This window comes from Streptomyces sp. DH-12 (assembly GCF_002899455.1).
Classification (GTDB): domain Bacteria; phylum Actinomycetota; class Actinomycetes; order Streptomycetales; family Streptomycetaceae; genus Streptomyces.
In genome coordinates this window covers 6207761-6229253 of the sequence record NZ_PPFB01000001.1, presented here as the reverse complement: position 1 = coordinate 6229253, position 21493 = coordinate 6207761, and the positions used below count along the sequence as shown (strand labels likewise).

Here is a 21493-nt window from a genome sequence, read left to right as displayed (position 1 = left end):
GGAGAGGGGGACACCGTTTCCGGTGTCCCCCTGGGGGCTGCTAGTCCTCGCGGGCCGCGGTCAGGTGTTCCGCGTGTTCCTGGAGCGAGCGGACGCTCACGTCGCCCCGGTTGAGCGCGTCGATGCCCTGGACCGCGGCGGCGAGCGCCTGGACCGTGGTCAGACAGGGCACGGACCGGGCCACCGCCGCCGTGCGGATGTCGTAGCCGTCGAGGCGGCCGCCGGTGCCGTACGGGGTGTTGACGATGAGGTCGACCTCGCCGTCGTGGATGAGCTGGACGATGGTCTTCTCGCCGTTCGGGCCGGCGCCCTCGAAGTGCTTGCGCACCACGGTGGCGTTGATGCCGTTGCGCTTGAGGACCTCGGCGGTGCCGGAGGTGGCGAGCAGCTCGAAGCCGTGGGCCGCCAGCTCGCGCGCCGGGAAGATCATCGAGCGCTTGTCCCGGTTGGCGACCGAGATGAAGGCGCGGCCCTTGGTGGGCAGCGGGCCGTAGGCGCCGGCCTGCGACTTGGCGTACGCCGTGCCGAAGACGCTGTCGATGCCCATGACCTCGCCGGTGGAGCGCATCTCCGGGCCGAGGACCGTGTCGACGCCCCGGCCGTGGATGTCCCGGAAGCGGGTCCACGGCAGCACGGCCTCCTTGACGGAGATCGGCGCGTCCAGCGGCAGCTCGCCGCCGTCGCCGGTGGCCGGGAGCAGGCCCTCGGCGCGCAGCTCGGCGATGGTGGTGCCCAGCGAGATCCGCGCGGCGGCCTTGGCCAGCGGCACCGCGGTCGCCTTCGAGGTGAAGGGCACGGTGCGGGAGGCGCGCGGGTTGGCCTCGAGGACGTAGAGGATGTCGCCGGACAGCGCGAACTGGATGTTGATCAGTCCGCGTACCCCGACACCGCGCGCGATGGCCTCCGTGGAGGCGCGCAGCCGCTTGATGTCGAAGCCGCCGAGGGTGATGGGCGGCAGGGCGCACGCCGAGTCGCCGGAGTGGATGCCGGCCTCCTCGATGTGCTCCATGACGCCGCCGAGGTAGAGCTCCTCGCCGTCGTAGAGGGCGTCGACGTCGATCTCGACCGCGTCGTCGAGGAAGCGGTCGACGAGGACCGGCCGGGAGGGGCTGATCTCGGTCGACTCGGCGATGTACGCCTCCAGCCGGTTCTCGTCGTAGACGATCTCCATGCCGCGGCCGCCGAGCACGTAGGACGGGCGGACGAGGACCGGGTAGCCGATCTCGTCGGCGATGGCCTTGGCCTCGGCGAAGGTGGTGGCGGTGCCGTGCTTGGGGGCGGGCAGGCCGGCCTCCTTGAGGACCCGGCCGAAGGCGCCGCGGTCCTCGGCGGCGTGGATGGCCTCCGGCGGGGTGCCGACGATGGGCACGCCGTTGTCCTTGAGCGCCTGGGCCAGGCCCAGCGGGGTCTGCCCGCCGAGCTGGACGACGACGCCCGCGACCGGGCCGGCCTGCTGCTCGGCGTGGACGACCTCCAGGACGTCCTCCAGGGTGAGCGGCTCGAAGTAGAGCCGGTCGGAGGTGTCGTAGTCGGTGGAGACGGTCTCCGGGTTGCAGTTGACCATCACGGTCTCGTAGCCGGCGTCGCTCAGGGCGAAGGAGGCGTGGACGCAGGAGTAGTCGAACTCGATGCCCTGGCCGATGCGGTTCGGGCCGGAGCCCAGGATGATGACGGCCGGCTTCTCGCGGGGCGCGACCTCGGTCTCCTCGTCGTAGGAGGAGTAGAAGTACGGCGTCTTCGCGGCGAACTCCGCGGCGCAGGTGTCGACCGTCTTGTAGACCGGCCGGATGCCGAGCACCTGGCGGACCTCGCGGACGACGTCCTCGCGCAGGCCGCGGATCTCGCCGATCTGCTGGTCGGAGAAGCCGTGCCGCTTGGCCTCGGCGAGCAGGTCGCGGGTCAGCTCGGGGGCGGCGGCCAGCTCGTCGGCGGTCTCCTTGATGAGGAAGAGCTGGTCGACGAACCACGGGTCGATCTTCGTGGCCTCGAAGACCTCCTCGGGGGTGGCGCCCGCGCGGATGGCCTGCATGACGGCGTTGATGCGGCCGTCGGTCGGGCGGACGGCCTCGCGCAGCCGTTCGGCCTTGTCGCCGGGGTCGCCGGTGAAGGTGAACTGGCTGCCCTTCTTCTCCAGCGAGCGCAGCGCCTTCTGGAACGCCTCGGTGAAGTTGCGGCCGATCGCCATGGCCTCGCCGACCGACTTCATGGTGGTGGTGAGGGTGGAGTCGGCGCTCGGGAACTTCTCGAAGGCGAACCGCGGGGCCTTCACGACCACGTAGTCGAGGGTCGGCTCGAAGGAGGCCGGGGTCTCCTGCGTGATGTCGTTCGGGATCTCGTCGAGGGTGTAGCCGACGGCGAGCTTGGCCGCGATCTTGGCGATGGGGAAGCCGGTCGCCTTGGAGGCGAGCGCGGAGGACCGGGAGACGCGCGGGTTCATCTCGATGACGATGACCCGGCCGTCCTCGGGGTTCACCGCGAACTGGATGTTGCAGCCGCCGGTGTCGACGCCGACCTCGCGGATCACGGCGATGCCGACGTCGCGGAGGATCTGGTACTCGCGGTCGGTGAGCGTCATCGCCGGGGCGACGGTGATGGAGTCGCCGGTGTGCACGCCCATGGGGTCGAAGTTCTCGATGGAGCAGACGACCACGACGTTGTCGTTCTTGTCGCGCATCAGCTCCAGCTCGTACTCCTTCCAGCCGAGGATGGACTCCTCCAGGAGCACCTCGGTGGTCGGCGAGAGGGTGAGGCCCTGGCCGGCGATGCGGCGCAGCTCCTCCTCGTCGTGCGCGAAGCCGGAGCCGGCGCCGCCCATGGTGAAGGACGGGCGGACGACGACCGGGTAGCCGCCGAGCTCCTCGACGCCCTTGAGGACGTCGTCCATGGAGTGGCAGATGTACGAGCGGGCGGACTCGCCGTGGCCGATCTTGCGGCGGACGGCCTCCACCACCTCCTTGAACCGGTCGCGGTCCTCGCCCTTGTGGATCGCTTCGACGTTGGCGCCGATCAGCTCGACGCCGTACTTGTCGAGGACGCCGTTCTCGTGCAGGGAGATCGCCGTGTTGAGGGCCGTCTGGCCGCCCAGGGTGGGCAGCAGGGCGTCCGGCTGCTCCTTGGCGATGATCTTCTCGACGAACTCGGGCGTGATCGGCTCGACGTAGGTCGCGTCGGCGATCTCCGGGTCGGTCATGATCGTCGCCGGGTTGGAGTTGACCAGGATGACGCGCAGGCCCTCGGCCTTGAGCACGCGACAGGCCTGGGTGCCGGAGTAGTCGAACTCCGCGGCCTGGCCGATGACGATCGGGCCGGAGCCGATGACCAGGACGGACTGGATATCGGTGCGCTTAGGCACGCTGGCCCTCCATCAGGGAGACGAAGCGGTCGAACAGGTAGGCGGCGTCGTGCGGGCCCGCGGCCGCTTCGGGGTGGTACTGGACGCTGAAGGCCGGCTTGTCGAGCAGCTGGAGGCCCTCCACCACGTTGTCGTTGAGGCAGACGTGGGACACCTCGGCACGGCCGAACGGGGTGTCGGAGACCTGGTCGAGCGGGGCGTCGACGGCGAAGCCGTGGTTGTGCGCGGTGACCTCCACCTTGCCGGTGGTGCGGTCCTGCACCGGCTGGTTGATGCCGCGGTGGCCGTACTTCAGCTTGTAGGTGCCGAAGCCGAGGGCGCGGCCGAGGATCTGGTTGCCGAAGCAGATGCCGAACAGCGGGGTGCCGCGCTCCAGCACGCCCCGCATCACGGAGACGGCGTGGTCGGCGGTGGCGGGGTCGCCGGGGCCGTTGGAGAAGAACACGCCGTCCGGGTTCACCGCGTACACGTCGTCGACGGTCGCGGTGGCGGGCAGCACGTGCACCTCGATGCCGCGCTCGGCCATGCGCTGCGGGGTCATGCCCTTGATGCCGAGGTCGACGGCGGCGACGGTGTACTTCTTCTCACCGATCGCGGGGACGACGTACGGCTCGGTGGTGGCGACCTCGGCGGAGAGGTCCGCCCCCTCCATCTCGGGCGCCTCCCGGACGCGGGCGAGCAGGGCGGCGTCGTCGCGGACGGCGTCGCCGCTGAAGATGCCGACGCGCATGGCGCCGCGCTCGCGCAGGTGCCGGGTGAGGGCGCGGGTGTCGACGCCGCTGATGCCGACGACGCCCTGGGCGGCCAGCTCCTCGTCGAGGGTGCGGCGGGAGCGCCAGCTGGACGGCACGCGCGCGGGGTCGCGCACGACGTAGCCGGAGACCCAGATCCGCTTGGACTCGGCGTCCTCGTCGTTGACGCCGGTGTTGCCGACGTGCGGGGCGGTCATCACCACGACCTGGCGGTGGTACGACGGGTCGGTGAGGGTCTCCTGGTAGCCGGTCATGCCGGTGGAGAACACCGCTTCGCCGAAGGTCTCCCCCACCGCCCCGTAGGCACGGCCGCGGAAGATCCGGCCGTCCTCCAGGACGAGTACGGCGGGAACCTTGGCGGCTCCCTGGGCGGAGGTTGTCATCGTGCGCCTTCCGTCTTGTTGATCATGTTCGTGAGGGCTTCGACCCACTCGGTGTGCTCGGCCGCGTGGTCGGAGCGGAACCCGGAGTCGATGAGCCGGTCGCCGTGCTGCCAGGTGATCACCAGCAGGCCGCCCTCGGTGAGGACCTTGCCGGCGATGCCCTTGTCGAGCCGGGCCTCGCGCAGCGCGTCGGCCGGGACGAAGAAGTCGTCCGCGCCGGGGCGTACGACGTCCAGTCCGGCGTCGCTCAGGGTGAGCTCGGCACGGCTGCGGGTGCCCAGGCCGCGCGCCACGATGCGGTCCAGCCACTGGCCGGCGGTGGTCGAGCCGTGGTAGCGGCCGCTCATGGTCAGGGTCGCCGGGCCGGGGTCGTCCGGCGCGCTGTGCAACTCCGGCAGGTCGCTCTGGAGCGTGCCGCGCCACTTCCAGCCCTCGCGCATCAGCCAGTAGACGAGCGCGACGAAGAGGGCGAGACCGACGACCCAGCCGATCCGGGCGGCCCAGTCGGTCACTTCCGCCGATTCCTTCTCGGCGGCCAGCAGGATGAGAGATGTCACGTGAGCTTCCCGTCGACGAGCGTGGCCTTGCCCCGGAGCCAGGTGTGCGTGACACGGCCCGGCAGCTCACGGCCCTCGTAGGGCGTGTTGCGGCTGCGCGAGGCGAAGCCCGCGGGGTCCACCGGTCCACGGTATGCCGTGTCGACGAGGGTGAGGTTGGCGGGCTCACCTGCCGAGACGGGGCGGCCGTGGCCCTCGGCGCGTCCGATGCGCGCCGGGGCGAAGGACATGCGGTCGGCGATGCCGGCCCAGTCCAGCAGACCGGTGTCGACCATCGTCTCCTGGACCACCGACAGCGCGGTCTCCAGGCCGACCATGCCCATGGCGGCCGCGGCCCACTCGCAGTCCTTGTCCTCGTGCGGGTGCGGGGCGTGGTCGGTGGCGACGATGTCGATGGTGCCGTCGGCGAGCGCCTCGCGCAGGGCCAGGACGTCGCGCTCGGTGCGCAGCGGCGGGTTGACCTTGTAGACCGGGTTGTACGAGCGCACCAGCTCGTCGGTGAGGAGCAGGTGGTGCGGGGTGACCTCGGCGGTGACGCGGATGCCGCGGGACTTGGCCCAGCGGACGATCTCCACGGATCCTGCGGTCGACAGGTGGCAGATGTGGACGCGGGAGCCGACGTGGTCGGCGAGCAGCACGTCCCGGGCGATGACCGACTCCTCGGCGACGGCCGGCCAGCCGCCGAGGCCGAGCTCGGCGGAGACGACGCCCTCGTTCATCTGGGCGCCCTCGGTGAGCCGGGGCTCCTGGGCGTGCTGGGCGACGACGCCGTCGAAGGCCTTCACGTACTCCAGGGCGCGGCGCATGATCACGGCGTCGTGGACGCACTTGCCGTCGTCGGAGAAGACGGTGACGCCGGCCGCGGACTCGTGCATGGCGCCCAGCTCGGCGAGCTTCCGCCCCTCCAGGCCGACGGTGACGGCGCCGACCGGGCGTACGTCGCAGTAGCCGTGCTCCTTGCCGAGCCGCCAGACCTGCTCGACCACGCCGGCGGTGTCGGCGACCGGGAAGGTGTTGGCCATGGCGAACACGGCCGTGTAACCGCCGCTCGCGGCGGCGCGGGTGCCGGTCAGCACGGTCTCGGAGTCCTCGCGGCCGGGCTCGCGCAGGTGGGTGTGCAGGTCGACCAGGCCCGGCAGCAGCACCTTGCCGCCGGCCTCGACGACCTCGGCGCCCTCGGCGGACAGCCCGGCGCCGACCTGAGTGATCGTTTCACCGTCGATCAGGACGTCCTGCGGTTCGCCGCCGAGCACCTTCGCACCACGGATCAGGGTCTTGCTCATCGGTCTCACTTCTCCTCGGCGGTACGGGCGGGGGCGGGCGTGCCGGCGGTCTGGAACTCGGCTCCGCCGAGCAGCAGGTACAGGACGGCCATGCGGATGGAGACGCCGTTGGCGACCTGTTCGATGACGGTGCAGCGGCCGGAGTCGGCGACCTCGGCGGTGATCTCCATGCCGCGGACCATCGGGCCGGGGTGCATCACGATGGCGTGCTCCGGCATCCGCGCCATGCGGTCGCCGTCGAGGCCGTAGCGGCGCGAGTACTCGCGCTCGGTGGGGAAGAACGCGGCGTTCATCCGCTCGCGCTGGACGCGCAGCATCATCACCGCGTCGGACTTGGGCAGCGTGGAGTCCAGGTCGTACGACACCTCGCAGGGCCAGGTCTCGACGCCGACCGGGAGCAGGGTGGGCGGGGCGACGAGGGTGACCTCGGCGCCGAGGGTGTGCAGCAGGTCGACGTTGGAGCGGGCGACCCGGCTGTGCAGGACGTCGCCGACGAGGGTGACGCGGCGGCCGTTCAGGTCCTGGCCGAGCCCGGCGTCCCGGCCGACGAGCCGGCGGCGCATGGTGAAGGCGTCGAGCAGCGCCTGGGTGGGGTGCTGGTGGGTGCCGTCGCCCGCGTTGATGACGTGGGCGTCGATCCAGCCGGAGGTGGCGAGCCGGTAGGGGGCCCCGGAGGCGCCGTGCCGGATGACGACCGCGTCGACGCCCATGGCCTCCAGGGTCTGGGCGGTGTCCTTCAGGGACTCGCCCTTGGAGACGCTGGAGCCCTTGGCGGAGAAGTTGATGACGTCCGCGGACAGCCGCTTCTCGGCGGCCTCGAAGGAGATCCGGGTGCGGGTGGAGTCCTCGAAGAAGAGGTTGACGACGGTACGGCCGCGCAGGGTGGGGAGTTTCTTGATCGGCCGGTCGGCCACCCGGGCCATCTCCTCGGCGGTGTCGAGGATGAGGACGGCGTCGTCGCGGGTGAGGTCGGCGGCCGAGATGAGATGACGCTGCATCTGTCAGGCTCCGTAAAGGCAGTTCAATGAGGCGAAATCGGGCAGACGGGTACGCGCGTGGGCGTGCCGCGCCGGCGCACAGGCGTCCGGGTGCGCTTCGCGGTGCTACTGGGGGGTCTGCTTGGCGCCGAGCAGCACGGTGTCGCGGCCGTCCTCCTCGACGAGCAGGACCTTGACCGTCTCCCGCAGCGACGTGGGGAGGTTCTTGCCGACGTAGTCGGCGCGGATGGGCAGTTCGCGGTGGCCGCGGTCGACGAGGACGGCCAGCTGCACCGCGCGGGGGCGGCCGATGTCGTTCAGCGCGTCGAGGGCGGCGCGGATGGTGCGGCCGGAGAAGAGCACGTCGTCGACGAGGACGACGAGCTTGCCGTCGAGGCCGTCACCGGGGATCTCGGTGCGGGCCAGCGCCCGCGGCGGCTGCATGCGCAGGTCGTCGCGGTACATGGTGATGTCGAGCGAGCCGACCGGAACCTTGCGCTCGGTGATCTGCTCGAGCTTGTCGGCGAGCCGCCGGGCGAGGAAGACGCCTCGGGTCGGGATGCCGAGGAGCACCACGTCGTCGGCGCCCTTGGCGCGTTCGACGATCTCGTGGGCGATACGGGTCATGACCCGCGCGATGTCGGGGGCCTCGAGAACGGGCCGTGCGTCCGGCCGCGACGTGGGCGGCGGTTGCGGATCCTGCGTGTCCATACGAAACGGACCTCCTTCTCCGCCTCACGGGACGGACCTTAAAGGACGTCGGGTTGCGCTCCACAGGCTAGCAGGTCGTCCACGGGCCGTAGCGACACCCCTGATCACCCGGATGGAGCAGCCGATCTTCGCTACCACGGAAGAGTCGGTGTGGACCATTCGGCTTGACGCGCGAGAGTAACGCTGCGTAACCTCACAGTGAGTTACCAGCCGCGCGGCATGGAATCCAGCCATCCGCGTCGACACAGTGCCGGGGAGCTATATGTCCAGCGAATACGCCAAACAGCTCGGGGCCAAGCTCCGGGCCATCCGCACCCAGCAGGGCCTTTCCCTCCACGGTGTCGAGGAGAAGTCCCAGGGCCGCTGGAAGGCGGTCGTGGTCGGTTCGTACGAGCGCGGCGACCGCGCCGTGACCGTGCAGCGCCTCGCGGAGCTGGCGGACTTCTACGGCGTCCCGGTGCAGGAGCTGCTGCCGGGCACGACCCCGGGCGGCGCCGCCGAGCCCCCGCCGAAGCTGGTCCTGGACCTGGAGCGGCTGGCCACGGTGCCGGCCGAGAAGGCGGGCCCGCTGCAGCGCTACGCGGCGACGATCCAGTCGCAGCGCGGTGACTACAACGGCAAGGTGCTGTCGATCCGCCAGGACGACCTGCGCACGCTCGCCGTGATCTACGACCAGTCGCCCTCGGTCCTCACCGAGCAGCTCATCAGCTGGGGTGTGCTGGACGCGGACGCGCGCCGTGCGGTGGCGTCCCACGAGGACGCGTAGCCGCTCCGCGGGGGCGCAGAAACGTGCCGCCGGGGTGCCGGAACCTTGTGGTTCCGGCACCCCGGCGGTTTTTCGTCCGCCGGCTGCGGTCGTTCACCGGCCGCGGGCCGTGGCGGGTCGGGCGCGCGGTTCCGCGCGCCCCTGGCGGGGCGCTCTACTCGCCGCGGCGCAGGGACGGCTTGAGTTCCTTGAGACGGCCGAGGAGGCCGTTGACGAACGAGGGGGACTCGTCCGTGGAGAACTCCTTCGCCAGCTGCACCATCTCGTCCAGCACGACCGCGTCCGGGGTCTCGTCGACCCAGATCAGCTCGTACGCGCCGAGCCGCAGGATGCTGCGGTCCACGACCGGCATCCGGTCGAGCGTCCAGCCGACCGAGTACTGGGAGATCAGCTCGTCGATCCGCTTCGCGTGCTCCGCGTAGCCCTCGACGAGCTGCATCGTGTACTCGCTCACCGGCGGCTGCCGGGGGTCGGTCCGGGAGTGCCGGATCCAGTCGGCGAGGACCGTCAGGACCTCGGTGCCGCGCTGGTCACCCTCGAAGATGATCTGGAAGGCGCGCTTGCGGGCCGTGTTGCGGGCAGCCACGGTTAGCTGTTCACCCGGCCGAGGTAGTCGCTCGTGCGGGTGTCGACCTTGATCTTCTCACCGGTGGTGATGAAGAGCGGGACCTGGATCTGGTGGCCGGTCTCCAGCGTGGCGGGCTTGGTGCCGCCGGTGGAGCGGTCGCCCTGGACGCCGGGCTCGGTCTCGGCGACGGTCAGCTCGACGGCGGCCGGGAGCTCGACGAAGAGCACCTCGCCCTCGTGCTGGGCGACGGTGGCCTCGAAGCCCTCGACGAGGAAGTGGGCGGCGTCGCCGACGACCTTGCGGTCGATGTGCAGCTGGTCGTAGGTCTCCATGTCCATGAAGACGAAGTAGTCGCCGTCCATGTAGGAGAACTGCATGTCGCGCTTGTCGACGGTGGCCGTTTCGACCTTGACGCCGGCGTTGAAGGTCTTGTCGACGGTCTTGCCGGACAGCACGTTCTTCAGCTTGGTGCGCACGAAGGCCGGGCCCTTGCCGGGCTTGACGTGCTGGAACTCGACGACGGACCAGAGCTGGCCGCCTTCGAGCTTGAGCACCATGCCGTTCTTGAGGTCGTTCGTGGAAGCCACGGTTGCGGAATCTCCTGGACTGGACTGACGTGGACGACGGCCGGGGCGAAGGCAGGCGCACTGCGCGAGGCTAGAGCGCCAGCAGCTCCTTGGTCGTGATGGTGAGTAGCTCGGGTCCGCCGTCCGCCTCGGGGCGCACGACGAGCGTGTCATCGATCCGGACCCCGCCCCGGCCGGGGAGATGGACCCCCGGCTCGACGGTCACCGGCACGCAAGCGTCCAGTTTACCCATGGCCGCCGGGGTCAATTGAGGGTCCTCGTCGATTTCCAGTCCGACTCCGTGACCGGTGAGGGCCGGAAGCGCCTCGCCGTACCCGGCGGAGTCCAGCACCTGGCGCGCCGCACGGTCCACGTCACGGCATGCGGCGCCGGGCGCCAGGGACTCGCGTCCCGCGCGCTGGGCGGAGAACACCAGGTCGTACAGCTCGATCTGCCAGTCGGCGGGGGCCGTGCCGATGACGAAGGTGCGGCCGATCTCGCAGCGGTAGCCGCGGTAGGTGGCGCCGAGGCAGACGGAGAGGAAGTCGCCCTCCTCCACCCGCCGGTCGGTGGGGCGGTGGCCGGGGCGGCCGGCGTGGGGGCCGGTGGCGACGGAGGTGGGGAAGGCCGGGCCGTCGGCGCCGTGGTCGACCAGGCGGCGCTCCAGTTCCAGGGCGAGGTGGCGTTCGGTGCGGCCGACCAGGATGGACTCCAGGAGCTCGCCCAGGGCCTGGTCGGCGATCTCCGCGCCGATGCGGAGACAGGAGATCTCCTCCTCGTCCTTGACCACGCGGAGCTGTTCGACGGCGCCGCCGACACCGGTGAGGCGCAGCCGGGGGGCGGCCTCGCGGATCGCGCGGTGCCGGGTGACGGTGAGGTGGTGCTCCTCCACGGCGAGGGCGTCGACGCCCTGGGCGACGGCGAGGGCGGCGGCCTCCACGGCGGGGTCGCCGCCGACGCCGGACATGACGTGCAGGCGCAGGGCCTCGTCGGGACGGTGGTGCGGGACGCGGTCGTCCGGGGGCTCCGCGCACACCAGCACGTCCTCGGTCCTGCCGAGCAGCAGCACGGCGTTCCCGGGGGCGGCGCCGGACAGGTAACGGACGTTGGCGGGCCGGGACACCAGCGCGGCCGTGCTGCCGCTCGCGTTGCAGTGTTCCCGGAGGCGCGTCCGGCGGACCGCGTAGACCTCAGACATGGTTCGAGCCTAGGAGCGGCGGCGGGATGTCGCCGGTCGAGCGGGGCCGACCGGGGACCCGGCCGCTCCCCCATCGGGGCTCGTGCCCTCAGGGAGAGGGGCTCACCACTTCGGCGGGCTGGCTATCGCCCGGGTGAGGACGTCGTCGAGGATGCGGGCCGTCTCCGGTATGTCCAGTTGGGAGTTGTCGATGATCGGCAGGCCCGAGCCGTACCAGCCGGCCATGCGGCCGTGGATGCGGGCCACCTCCTCGTCACTGAGACGGCGGTTGCCGGTGCGCTCCGCGTTGCGCTCCAGGACGACGTCCAGGCCGGGCAGGAGGACGACGGGCAGCAGGCCGGGGCCGACGTGCCGCTTCCAGCCGCCGAGGCCGACGACCGGACGGTCGGGGAAGACCGCGTCGTCGAGGATGCACGAGATGCCGTTGGCCAGGAAGTTACGGGCGGCGAAGCCGCAGGTGCGGCGGGCCAGCCGGTACTGGGCCTCCGAGTTGTCGTTCCAGCCGGTCTGCGGGTCGGCGAAGCCGGAGCGGACCCACTCGCGGACGTCGTCGAGGCTGATGTGCGCGGTGGGCACCCGGCGGTGGTCCGCCCAGTACTTGGCCACGCTCGTCTTGCCGGCGCCCGCGGGGCCGATGAGCAGGACGGCGAGGGTCGCCGCGGTCGGGCCGGGGCCCACGGGGGCCTGCGGCGGGCTCGGCATGGCGACCGGCCCGCCGGGCGGCAGCGAGACATGGCCGGTGGTGTCCGGCGGCGGAGGCATCGAGGCGTGCTGCGGGCCCGCCGGGGGCGGGGGCGCCGGGTAGCCGGGGGGCTGGGCGGGCGGCGGGGCCGCGGGGCCCTGCTGGTGCTGACCTGGGTGGTGCGCGGCCGGTGACCAGCCGGCGGCCGGTCCGTGCCCCGGCTGGTGGGGCGGCGGCAGCGGAGAACCCACTGCGTGCTGCATCCGGTGCCACTCCGTCTCGTACAGGCAATGGGTCACTGACAACGGGGGCCGTCCCCGCGTCACCGAACGGTACCGCCCCCTGCCGTCGTTGTGTGAACGGCCGGGGGCGGTGATGAGTGCCCGTCAGGCGGCTACTCGCCCACCTCGCCGTAGGCGGCGAGCAGGACGGCCGGGTCGGGGCCCTCCAGCAGGGTGGGCTTGGCGAGCCCGTCGAGGACGACGAAGCGCAGCAGGTTGCCGCGGGACTTCTTGTCGACCTTCATGTTCTCCAGCAGCTTGGGCCACTGGTCGTAGCGGTAGTGCAGCGGGAGCCCGACTGCCTCGAGGACCGTGCGGTGGCGGTCGGCGGTGGCGTCGTCGAGGCGGCCGGCGAGACGGCCCAGTTCGGCGGCGAAGTGCATGCCGACGGCGACGGCGGCGCCGTGGCGCCACTTGTAGCGCTCGTTCTTCTCGATGGCGTGGCCGAGGGTGTGGCCGTAGTTGAGGATCTCGCGGAGGCCGGACTCCTTGAGGTCGTTGGAGACCACGTCGGCCTTCACCCGGATCGAGCGTTCGATCAGCTCGGCGGTGTGCGGTCCTGCCGGGGTGCGCGCGGCCTCGGGGTCGGACTCGATCAGGTCGAGGATCACCGGGTCGGCGATGAAACCGGCCTTGATGACCTCGGCGAGCCCGGAGACGTAGTCGTGGACCGGGAGGGAGTCGAGGGCGGCGAGGTCGCAGAGGACGCCGGCGGGCGGGTGGAAGGCGCCGACGAGGTTCTTGCCCTCGGCGGTGTTGATGCCGGTCTTGCCGCCCACGGCCGCGTCGACCATGGCCAGCACGGTGGTGGGGACGGCGATCCAGCGCACGCCGCGCAGCCAGGTCGCGGCGACGAATCCGGCCAGGTCGGTGGTGGCGCCGCCGCCGACGCCCACGATGACGTCGGTGCGGGTGAAGCCGGACTGGCCGAGCGCCTTCCAGCAGTAGGCGGCGACCTCGGCGGTCTTGGCCTCCTCCGCGTTCGGCACCTGGATGGCGACGGCCTCGTAGCCCTGCCCGGCGAGGTCGGCGCGCAGCGCGTCACCGGTCTCGGCGAGGGCCTCGGGGTGGACGATCGCGACCCGCTGCGCCTTGTCGCCGATCAGCCCGGCCAGTTCGCCGAGCAGCTGCCGGCCGACCAGGACGTCGTAGGGATCGGTGCCCGCCGTGCCCGCGACGTGGATGCGGGTCACTGCCTCGTTGCTCATGCTTCCTTCAGCTCCAGTGCGTCCAGGACCGCGTCGGCGACCTCTTCGGGCGTGCGGCCGTCGGTCGGCACGACGGCCGTGGCGGTCTCCTCGTACAGGTGGCGGCGGGCCTCCATCAGCTCGCGCCACTGCTTGCGCGGGTTGACCGCGAGGAGCGGGCGGGCGGCGCCCAGGCCGGTGCGCCGGACGGCCTCCTCGACGTCCATCGACAGGTAGACGACCCGCTCCGCGGCGAGCAGCGCGCGGGTGTCCGGGTCGAGGATCGCGCCGCCGCCCAGGGCGAGGACGCCGTCGTGGGAGGCGAGGGCCTGCCGCACGGCCTCCTTCTCCAGGGCGCGAAAGGCGGGCTCGCCGTCCTCGACGAAGATGTCGGCGATGGTGCGGCCCTCGGCGGCGACGATGTCGTCGTCGGTGTCCCGGTAGGCGACGCCGAGCCGCTCGGCCAGCAGCCGGCCCACGGTGGACTTGCCCACGCCCATCGGGCCGGTCAGGACGAGTCGCGGGCTCATCGGATCGCCAGGTTGTCGAGGTACGAGGTGACGTTGCGGCGGGTCTCGGTGACGCTGTCGCCGCCGAACTTCTCCGCCACCGCGTCCGCCAGCACCAGCGCGACCATCGCCTCGGCGACGATGCCGGCGGCCGGCACGGCCGAGACGTCGGAGCGCTGGTGGTGGGCCTGCGCGGCCTCGCCCGTGGTCACGTCCACCGTCTTCAGGGCGCGCGGCACGGTGGCGATGGGCTTCATCGCGGCGCGGACGCGCAGCAGCTCACCGGTGGACAGGCCGCCCTCGGTGCCGCCGGCCCGGCCGGAGACCCGCTTGATGCCCTCGGGCGTGTTGACGATCTCGTCGTGCGCCTCGGAGCCGGGCACGCGGGCCAGCTCGAAGCCGTCGCCGATCTCGACGCCCTTGATGGCCTGGATGCCCATGAGGGCGCCGGCCAGCCGCGCGTCGAGCTTGCGGTCCCAGTGGACGTGGGAGCCGAGGCCCACGGGCACGCCGTAGGCTAGGACCTCCACCACGCCGCCGAGGGTGTCGCCGTCCTTGTGCGCCTGGTCGACCTCGGCGACCATCGCCTTCGACGTGTCGGCGTCCAGGCAGCGCAGCGGGTCGGCGTCGAGCCGCTCGACGTCGGCGGGAGTGGGGTACACGCCCTGCGGCGCCTTGACGGAGCACAGTTCGACCACGTGGGAGACGATCTCGACGCCGGCCGTCTCCTTCAGGTACGAGCGGGCCACCGCGCCGAGCGCCACCCGGGCGGCGGTCTCCCGGGCGGAGGCGCGCTCCAGGACCGGCCGGGCCTCGTCGAAACCGTACTTCTGCATGCCGGCCAGGTCGGCGTGGCCGGGACGCGGGCGGGTGAGCGGGGCGTTGCGGGCCAGTCCCCGGAGGATGCCGGGGTCGACCGGGTCGGCCGCCATGACCTGCTCCCACTTGGGCCACTCGGTGTTGCCCACCATGATCGCGACCGGGGAGCCCAGGGTCAGTCCGTGCCGGACGCCGCCCAGGAACGTGACCTCGTCCCGCTCGAACTTCATCCGGGCACCGCGACCGTGGCCGAGCCGCCGCCTCGCCAGGTGGTCCGCCACCATGTCCGTGGTGATCGGCACGCCGGCGGGAAGACCCTCCAGCGTCGCCACGAGTGCGGGACCGTGGGACTCACCCGCGGTCAGCCAGCGCAACCTGCTCAACGGTGCTCCTCCGTGTTCGCGCCCCGGTACTGCCCTGCGCACGCTCCTTCTCGCGTACGCGCGCGGCGGGACGGGGTGCGCGGGTCCCGGTCCGCCGTCCTTCGATCCTCCCACGCCGGGTGCGGGGTCCGGCCGCCGGTCCATCTGGCGGACGGCCGGGATCACCTGCCGGCCGCCGCGACCAGGCCCGGCCGTCGCCCTCGCGGCGCAGGCGCCGAGGACGTCGGCCCCGCTCGGCTCCCGGACGTCCGCGACGGCGGGCCGCGGCGCGCAGGGGCCCAGGGCGCCCCTGCGGAACGGGGAGTGGTCCTACCGGGCCGCCAGAGCCCGTTCGCCCGCGTGCCGCATGGCCTCCAGCGGGGCGGGCGAGCGTCCGGTCATCTGTTCCACCTGGAGCACCGCCTGGTGCACCAGCAGGTCGAGTCCGCTGACCACGGCCCCGCCGTACGCGGACCAGCGGGCCGCGAGGACGGTCGGCCACGGGTCGTACAGCACGTCGAAGAGGGCCGCCGGGCGCTCCGGCACGGCGCGGGCGAGGGAGTCGGTGACGCCGGCCGGGGTGGTGCTGACGACCAGCGGCGCGCGCAGGGCCTCCTCGGCGTCGTCCCAGGCGGCGATCCGCACGGTGACGTCCAGGCGTTCCGCCCACTGCCGCATCTCGGCGGCCCGGGTCTCGCTGCGCACATGGACGACGACCTCGCCGGAGCAGACGCGGGACAGTGCGGCGAGCGCGGAGGAGGCGGTGGCGCCCGCGCCGAGGATCGCGGCGGTGTCCACCTTCTCGATGCCGTGCTCGCGCAGGGCCGCGACCATGCCGGGGATGTCGGTGTTGTCGCCGGTGCGGCGGCCGTCCTCGGTGAGGACGACCGTGTTGACCGCGTCGACCGAGGCAGCCGTCTCACTGATGCCGTCGAGCAGCGGGATCACGGCCCGCTTCAACGGCATGGTCAGCGACAGTCCCGCCCACTCGGGGCCGAGGGTCTCGAAGAAGCCGGGCAGCGCCTCCTCGTCGATCTCGAACCGGTCGTACGTCCAGCCCTCCAGGCCCAGCTCGGCGTAGGCCGCGCGGTGCAGCACCGGGGAGAGCGAGTGGGCGATCGGGGAGCCGAGCACGGCGGCGCGACGGGCGGCCGGCATCAGTTGCCCCTCGACGCGTTGAACTTGTCGACGAGTTTCTGATGCTCCGCGATGGTCCTGGCGAACTCGGTCTTGTCCATGCCGTCCGTGGCCACGAAGTACATCCAGCCGTCCTGGGTCGGTTTCAGCGCGGCCTGCAGCGCCTCTTCGCCCGGGTTGCCGATCGGACCGGGTGGCAGGCCCTTGTTGGTGTACGTGTTGTACGGGTCGGGGTTGCTGTTGATCTCCGACACGGAGATGTCGATCTCGCTCTGCCCCAGAAGATAGTTGAACGTCGAGTCGAACTGCAGTTTCTGGTTCGTCTCGGTGTTCGTCGGCTTCAGCCGGTTGTAGATGACCTCCGACATCTTGCGGAAGTCGTCGTGGGTCTTGCCCTCGGCCTGCACCAGGCTGGCGACCGTCACCAGTTCCCAGGGCCCTTCGAGGCCGAGGCTCTTCGCCTTGGTCTCGAACCCCAGGGACTCGTACTTCTCGGTGGCACGAGCCACCATTTGCTTGAGCACGTCCTCCGGCTTCTGTCCCTTGGCCACGGCGTAGCTGGAGGGGAAGAGGAAGCCTTCGAGCGGGTCCTTCACGTCCGGGTGGTTCACGGCCCAGTCGGGCAGGCCGAGGGTCTTCCACTTGGTCTCGGCGACCTTGGCCGTGGTGCCCTTCCTGACCTCGAGGCGCGCGTCGATGAGTTCGTAGACGGCCTCGTTGCGCTTGCCCTCGGCGATGATCAGGTTGTTGCGGCTCTTCGGGCTGAGCATCAGTTCGACCGCGCTCGCGGCCGACATCTCCTTCTGCAGCGTGTAGACGCCGTCCTGGATGTTCTTGCCCTCCGGGTTGGCCGCCTGGGCCGAGACGAAGGCGTCGACGCTCTTGACCACCCCCATCTTCTTGAGCACCTGGCCGATGGCGTAGCCGCCGGAGCCCTTGGGGATGGTGACGGTGACCTGCTCGCCGTTCCCGGACCCCGCGAAGTCCGGGGCGCTGCCGAAACGATCCTGGTAGAACTGGTAGCCGAAGTAGCTCACACCGGCCAGTCCGCCGCCGAAGACCGCGACGACCACGAGACAGGCCATTCCGCTGCGCCGCTTCTTCTCCTTGCCGCCGCCCCTGCGGTCCCCGCCGCTCCGGCGTTCGCCGCGTCCGCGCCGGTCGTCGGGCTCGTCGGCGCGGCCGTCCTCGTCGTCACCGCCCGCGAAGAACGCGTGTTCGCCCTGGTCGGGGCCGGGGTCCCAGTCGGTCTGCGGCTCGGGCTCGCGCTCCGGCTCGGGCCGCCGGCGGCCGGGGGGCTCGGGCGGCGGGTAGGCCTCGGGGGTGCCGTAGTAGTCGGACTGCTCCCCGCCGTAGGGTGCGGGCTGCTGCGCGTACGGGTCCTGCGGACCGCCCGCGTACGGGTCCTGGGGGTACGAGCCGGTGGGCCAGCCGTTCTCGTCGTACTGCGGGTGCTGGTGCTGCTGCTGCGCCTGGTGCTGCTGCTGGTGCTGCGGGGGCGTGTGCTGCTGACCGTACTGGTCGTACTGCGGGTACGACGGGTCGCCGTACCCGTGCTGGTCACCCGTGCCCCAGTCGCCGTACTGCTGCTGCGGCTGCTGCGGGTAATGCTGCTGCTGGCCGCCGTAGGACTGCTGAGCCTGCTGGGCCTGCTGTCCTCCCCATCCGCCGTCCCCGTACAACGGATCGTCCGGATGCCACGGTGCGGAGCCTTGGCCCCGGCCATACTCAGTCATCGATCCCCTAGAGCCGCGAGGCGGTGGCAGCCCGGCCACCTGAAGACCACGGCTTCCGTTCCGCCTCTCTTTGTGCGGGGGCTGTTCGAACGCCGCCCGCATCGCGCGGAACGTTACCGTATCGCGATCAGATGACCGCTTCGACGCCCTCACCGGGTGGCCTGCCTGACACCCGTTCGGATTCCAGCGCCTGCTGGAGGATGATCACAGCGGCGGCCTGGTCGATGACCGAGCGCCCCTTCTTGGACTTCACGCCCGAGGCGCGCAGGCCCTGACTGGCCGTCACCGTGGTCATGCGCTCGTCCACGAGTCTCACCGGAACCGGCGCGATCATGCGGGCCAGTTCCTGGGCGAAACCGCGGACCTTGGCGGCGGCGGGGCCCTCGCCCCCCTTGAGGGAGCGAGGGAGACCGACGACGACCTCGATGGGCTCGTACTCCTCGACGAGCTGCCCCAGCCTGCGGTGCGCGGCCGGGACGTCCCGGCCGGGGACGGTCTCGACCGGGGTGGCGAGGATCCCGTCGGGGTCGCAGGAGGCGACCCCGATGCGGGCGTCCCCGACGTCGATCGCGAGGCGGCGGCCGCGGCGCATCACCGGGCCGCCCGCCTGCTCGTTCTCCGTGCCGCTCACTTGGCGGTGTCCGCCACGAGCCGCTCCACGGCGTCGACGGCCTCGCCGACCGCGGCCGGGTTCTGGCCGCCGCCCTGGGCGACGTCCGGCTTGCCGCCACCACCGCCGCCGAGGGTCTTGGCGGCGGTGCGCACCAGGTCGCCGGCCTTGAGCCCGCGCTCGCGGGCGGCCTCGTTGGTGGCGATGACGGTGAGCGGCTTGCCGTTGACCGTGCTGAACAGGGCCACGACGGCGGCCCGTCCGCCCTGGATGCGGCCGCGCACGTCGAGCACCAGCTTGCGCAGGTCGTCGGCGGTGGTGCCGTCCGGGACCTGGCCGGTGACCACGGCGACGCCCTTGATGTCCTTGGCGGACTCGGCGAGGCCGGCGGCGGCCTGGAGCACCTTCTCGGCGCGGAACTTCTCGATCTCCTTCTCGGCGTCCTTCAGCCGGCCGAGCATGGCGGAGACCTTCTCGGGCAGTTCCTCGGCGCGGCCCTTGAGGAGTTCGGTGAGCTGGTTGACGACCGTGTGCTCGCGGGCGAGGAAGGTGTAGGCGTCCACACCGACCAGGGCCTCGATGCGGCGCACGCCGGAACCGATGGAGGACTCGCCCAGCAGCTTCACCAGGCCGAGCTGGGCGGTGTTGTGCACGTGGGTGCCGCCGCACAGCTCCTTGGAGAAGTCGCCGATGGTGACCACGCGCACCCGGTCGCCGTACTTCTCGCCGAACTCGGCGATGGCTCCCTGCTTCTTGGCCTCGTCGATGCCCATGATGTCGGCGCGCACGTCGAGGTCGCGGGCGAGCACCTCGTTGATCTTCTGCTCGACGTCCAGCATGACCGTCTGCGGCACGGCGGACGGCGAGCCGAAGTCGAAGCGGAACCGGCCGGGCTGGTTCTCCGAACCGGCCTGGGCGGCCGTCGGGCCGAGGGCGTCGCGCAGGGCCTGGTGGGTGAGGTGCGTGGCCGAGTGGGCGCGGGCGATGGCCTTGCGCCGGCGGTCGTCGATGGCGGCGTGGGCGCGGGAGCCGACGGTGACCTCGCCGACCTGGACGACGCCCTTGTGGACGTAGACGCCCGGGACCGGCTTCTGGCAGTCGCGCACCTCGATGACGGCGCCGGAGTCGGTGCGGATCCGGCCGGTGTCGCCGATCTGGCCGCCGCCCTCGGCGTAGAAGGGAGTGCGGTCCAGGACGATCTCGACCTCGTCGCCCTCGGTGGCGGCGGGCGAGGAGACGCCGTCGACGAGGATGCCGACGACGGTGGACTCGCCCTCGGTGTCCGTGTAGCCGATGAAGTCGGTGGCGCCGGCCCGGTCGGCGATCTCGCGGTAGGCGCCGAGGTCGGCGTGGCCGGTCTTCTTGGCCTGGGCGTCGGCCTTGGCGCGCTCCCGCTGCTCCTTCATCAGGCGGCGGAAGCCGTCCTCGTCCACGGAGAGGCCCTGCTCGGCGGCCATCTCCAGGGTGAGGTCGATGGGGAAGCCCCAGGTGTCGTGGAGCAGGAAGGCCTTGTCGCCGGGCAGGACGCTGGAACCGGCGGCCTTGGTCTCGGACACGGCGGTGTCGAGGATGTTGGTGCCGGCCTTCAGCGTCTTGAGGAAGGCGTTCTCCTCGGCGAGGGCGACCTTCTCGATCCGCTCCCGGTCGGTGATCAGCTCCGGGTACTGCTGCCCCATCATGCCGATGACGACGTCGATGAGGTCCTTGACGACCGGGCCGGTGGCGCCGAGCAGGCGCATGTTGCGGATGGCGCGGCGCATGATGCGGCGCAGCACGTAGCCGCGGCCCTCGTTGCCCGGGGTGACGCCGTCGCCGATGAGCATGACCGAGGTGCGCATGTGGTCGGTGACCACGCGCAGGGACACGTCGGAGTTCTGGGCGTCGCCGTAGCGCACGCCGGTCAGCTCGGTGGCCTTCTCGATGACGGCCATGGAGGTGTCGATCTCGTACATGTTCCGCACGCCCTGCAGAATCATGGCGAGCCGCTCGAGGCCGAGGCCGGTGTCGATGTTCTTGCTGGGCAGGTCGCCGAGGATCGGGTAGTCCTTGCCCGGGCCCTCGCCCCGCTCGTACTGCATGAAGACGAGGTTCCAGATCTCCACGTACCGCTCGTCGTTGACGGCGGGGCCGCCCTCGGGGCCGAACTCCGGGCCGCGGTCGTAGTTGATCTCGGAGCAGGGGCCGCAGGGACCGGGGACGCCCATGTCCCAGAAGTTGTCCTTCTTGCCCAGGCGCTGGATGCGCTCGGCGGGCACGCCGACGACGTCGCGCCAGATCTGCTCGGCCTCGTCGTCGTCCTGGTAGACGGTGATCCAGAGCTTCTCCGGCTCGAGGCCGTAACCACCCTTGTCCTGGGGGCTGGTGAGCAGCTCCCAGGCGAGCTTGATGGCGCCTTCCTTGAAGTAGTCGCCGAAGGAGAAGTTGCCGCACATCTGGAAGAACGTGCCGTGGCGGGTGGTCTTGCCGACCTCTTCGATGTCGGGGGTGCGCACGCACTTCTGCACGCTGGTGGCGCGGTCGAAGGGCGGCTTGACCTCGCCCAGGAAGTAGGGCTTGAAGGGCACCATGCCGGCCGGGACGAGCAGCAGAGTCGGATCGTCCGCGATGAGCGACGCCGACGGGACGACGGTGTGCCCGCGCTCCTCGAAGAAGCTCAGCCAGCGGCGGCGGATCTCGGCCGACTCCATCAGTGGTCCTCATTCCGGTTGTGCGGATACGTCGGGTACGTCGACTTCTTCGGGCCCTCGACGTACGTCGGGCTGTTGCGGTTCTCGATCACGGCGTAGCCGCGGGGCGCGGGCAGTTCGCGGTCGACGGGGGCGTTGAGCCCGAGCGCGTCGCCGAGTTCGGCCTCGCGCTGCGCCATGTTCTCGCGGACCTCGAGGGCGAAGTCCACCGCGCGGTCCTTGAGCCGGCCGCCGGCCTCGATCGCCTTGTTGGCCGCGGCGACGGCGAGGTGCTCGGGGGTGAGCTGCTTGATCTTGCGGTTGACCTTGGTGGTGGCCCACACGCCGGCGGCGACGCCGGTGGTGAACCAGAACGTTCGGCGGAACATCG

The 21493-nt window shown here is 71.5% G+C and carries 19 protein-coding genes; 1 reads left to right on the top strand and 18 read right to left on the bottom strand.

Annotated elements, in window-relative coordinates:
- Nucleotides 1-40 precede the first annotated feature (40 nt).
- From carB to pyrR, 6 genes are all read right to left on the bottom strand, one after another.
- Nucleotides 41-3352, bottom strand: a complete 3312-nt coding sequence (gene carB, locus C1708_RS27070) for a carbamoyl-phosphate synthase large subunit (RefSeq protein WP_106415139.1) — start codon at nt 3350-3352, stop codon at nt 41-43.
- On the bottom strand, nt 3345-4487 hold the full coding sequence (gene carA / locus C1708_RS27065; RefSeq protein ID WP_106415138.1) for a glutamine-hydrolyzing carbamoyl-phosphate synthase small subunit: 1143 nt from the start codon (nt 4485-4487) through the stop codon (nt 3345-3347). Before carA ends, carB begins: the two co-directional genes overlap by 8 nt.
- Nucleotides 4484-5044 (bottom strand): PH-like domain-containing protein, encoded by a 561-nt coding sequence (locus C1708_RS27060; protein ID WP_106415137.1) that lies wholly within the window; start codon nt 5042-5044, stop codon nt 4484-4486. The genes carA and C1708_RS27060 overlap by 4 nt, the downstream gene beginning before the upstream one ends.
- The gene (locus C1708_RS27055) at nt 5041-6327 is read right to left on the bottom strand and encodes a dihydroorotase (RefSeq protein WP_106415136.1); all 1287 of its coding nucleotides are present in this window, start codon (nt 6325-6327) and stop codon (nt 5041-5043) included. The genes C1708_RS27060 and C1708_RS27055 overlap by 4 nt, the downstream gene beginning before the upstream one ends.
- A 5-nt stretch (nt 6328-6332) precedes the next feature.
- A complete protein-coding gene (locus C1708_RS27050; RefSeq protein WP_106415135.1) occupies nt 6333-7325 on the bottom strand; it encodes an aspartate carbamoyltransferase catalytic subunit in 993 nt (330 codons plus the stop codon).
- Nucleotides 7326-7430: 105 nt separating this feature from the next.
- Complete coding sequence (gene pyrR / locus C1708_RS27045; RefSeq protein ID WP_106415134.1) at nt 7431-8015, bottom strand: bifunctional pyr operon transcriptional regulator/uracil phosphoribosyltransferase PyrR; 585 nt, start codon at nt 8013-8015, stop codon at nt 7431-7433.
- Nucleotides 8016-8277: 262 nt separating this feature from the next.
- Between pyrR and bldD the strand changes: the two genes are divergently transcribed.
- A complete protein-coding gene (gene bldD, locus C1708_RS27040; RefSeq protein ID WP_006131213.1) occupies nt 8278-8781 on the top strand; it encodes a transcriptional regulator BldD in 504 nt (167 codons plus the stop codon).
- Nucleotides 8782-8935: 154 nt separating this feature from the next.
- Here bldD and nusB read toward each other — a convergent pair whose 3' ends face one another.
- From nusB to C1708_RS26975, 12 genes are all read right to left on the bottom strand, one after another.
- Entirely contained in the window at nt 8936-9367 is a 432-nt protein-coding gene (gene nusB / locus C1708_RS27035; RefSeq protein ID WP_106415133.1) for a transcription antitermination factor NusB, read from the bottom strand.
- Between the two features lie 2 nt (nt 9368-9369).
- On the bottom strand, nt 9370-9936 hold the full coding sequence (efp, locus tag C1708_RS27030; protein WP_106415132.1) for an elongation factor P: 567 nt from the start codon (nt 9934-9936) through the stop codon (nt 9370-9372).
- 70 nt (nt 9937-10006) lie between these two features.
- Nucleotides 10007-11113, bottom strand: coding sequence for an aminopeptidase P family protein (locus C1708_RS27025; RefSeq protein ID WP_106415131.1), 1107 nt, complete (start codon nt 11111-11113; stop codon nt 10007-10009).
- 102 nt (nt 11114-11215) lie between these two features.
- Nucleotides 11216-12058 (bottom strand): Pro-rich N-terminal domain-containing protein, encoded by an 843-nt coding sequence (locus C1708_RS27020; protein WP_106415130.1) that lies wholly within the window; start codon nt 12056-12058, stop codon nt 11216-11218.
- Nucleotides 12059-12189: 131 nt separating this feature from the next.
- Nucleotides 12190-13284 carry a 3-dehydroquinate synthase gene (aroB, locus tag C1708_RS27015; protein WP_106415129.1) on the bottom strand — a complete coding sequence of 365 codons (1095 nt, stop codon included), beginning with the start codon at nt 13282-13284 and terminating at the stop codon, nt 12190-12192.
- Nucleotides 13281-13793, bottom strand: coding sequence for a shikimate kinase (locus tag C1708_RS27010; RefSeq protein ID WP_106415128.1), 513 nt, complete (start codon nt 13791-13793; stop codon nt 13281-13283). The genes aroB and C1708_RS27010 overlap by 4 nt, the downstream gene beginning before the upstream one ends.
- Complete coding sequence (gene aroC, locus C1708_RS27005; protein WP_106415127.1) at nt 13790-14974, bottom strand: chorismate synthase; 1185 nt, start codon at nt 14972-14974, stop codon at nt 13790-13792. The genes C1708_RS27010 and aroC overlap by 4 nt, the downstream gene beginning before the upstream one ends.
- 309 nt (nt 14975-15283) lie before the next feature.
- Nucleotides 15284-16111 carry a shikimate dehydrogenase gene (locus C1708_RS27000; protein WP_106415126.1) on the bottom strand — a complete coding sequence of 276 codons (828 nt, stop codon included), beginning with the start codon at nt 16109-16111 and terminating at the stop codon, nt 15284-15286.
- Nucleotides 16111-17826 carry an endolytic transglycosylase MltG gene (gene mltG / locus C1708_RS26995; RefSeq protein WP_198602604.1) on the bottom strand — a complete coding sequence of 572 codons (1716 nt, stop codon included), beginning with the start codon at nt 17824-17826 and terminating at the stop codon, nt 16111-16113. The genes C1708_RS27000 and mltG overlap by 1 nt, the downstream gene beginning before the upstream one ends.
- 127 nt (nt 17827-17953) lie before the next feature.
- Nucleotides 17954-18418 carry a Holliday junction resolvase RuvX gene (gene ruvX / locus C1708_RS26985; protein ID WP_198602750.1) on the bottom strand — a complete coding sequence of 155 codons (465 nt, stop codon included), beginning with the start codon at nt 18416-18418 and terminating at the stop codon, nt 17954-17956.
- Between the two features lie 35 nt (nt 18419-18453).
- Entirely contained in the window at nt 18454-21123 is a 2670-nt protein-coding gene (gene alaS, locus C1708_RS26980) for an alanine--tRNA ligase (protein WP_106415123.1), read from the bottom strand.
- Nucleotides 21123-21491: a hypothetical protein gene (locus C1708_RS26975; RefSeq protein ID WP_106415122.1), complete on the bottom strand. Its 369-nt coding sequence runs from the start codon at nt 21489-21491 to the stop codon at nt 21123-21125. The genes alaS and C1708_RS26975 overlap by 1 nt, the downstream gene beginning before the upstream one ends.
- Between the last annotated feature and the right edge of the window lie 2 nt (nt 21492-21493).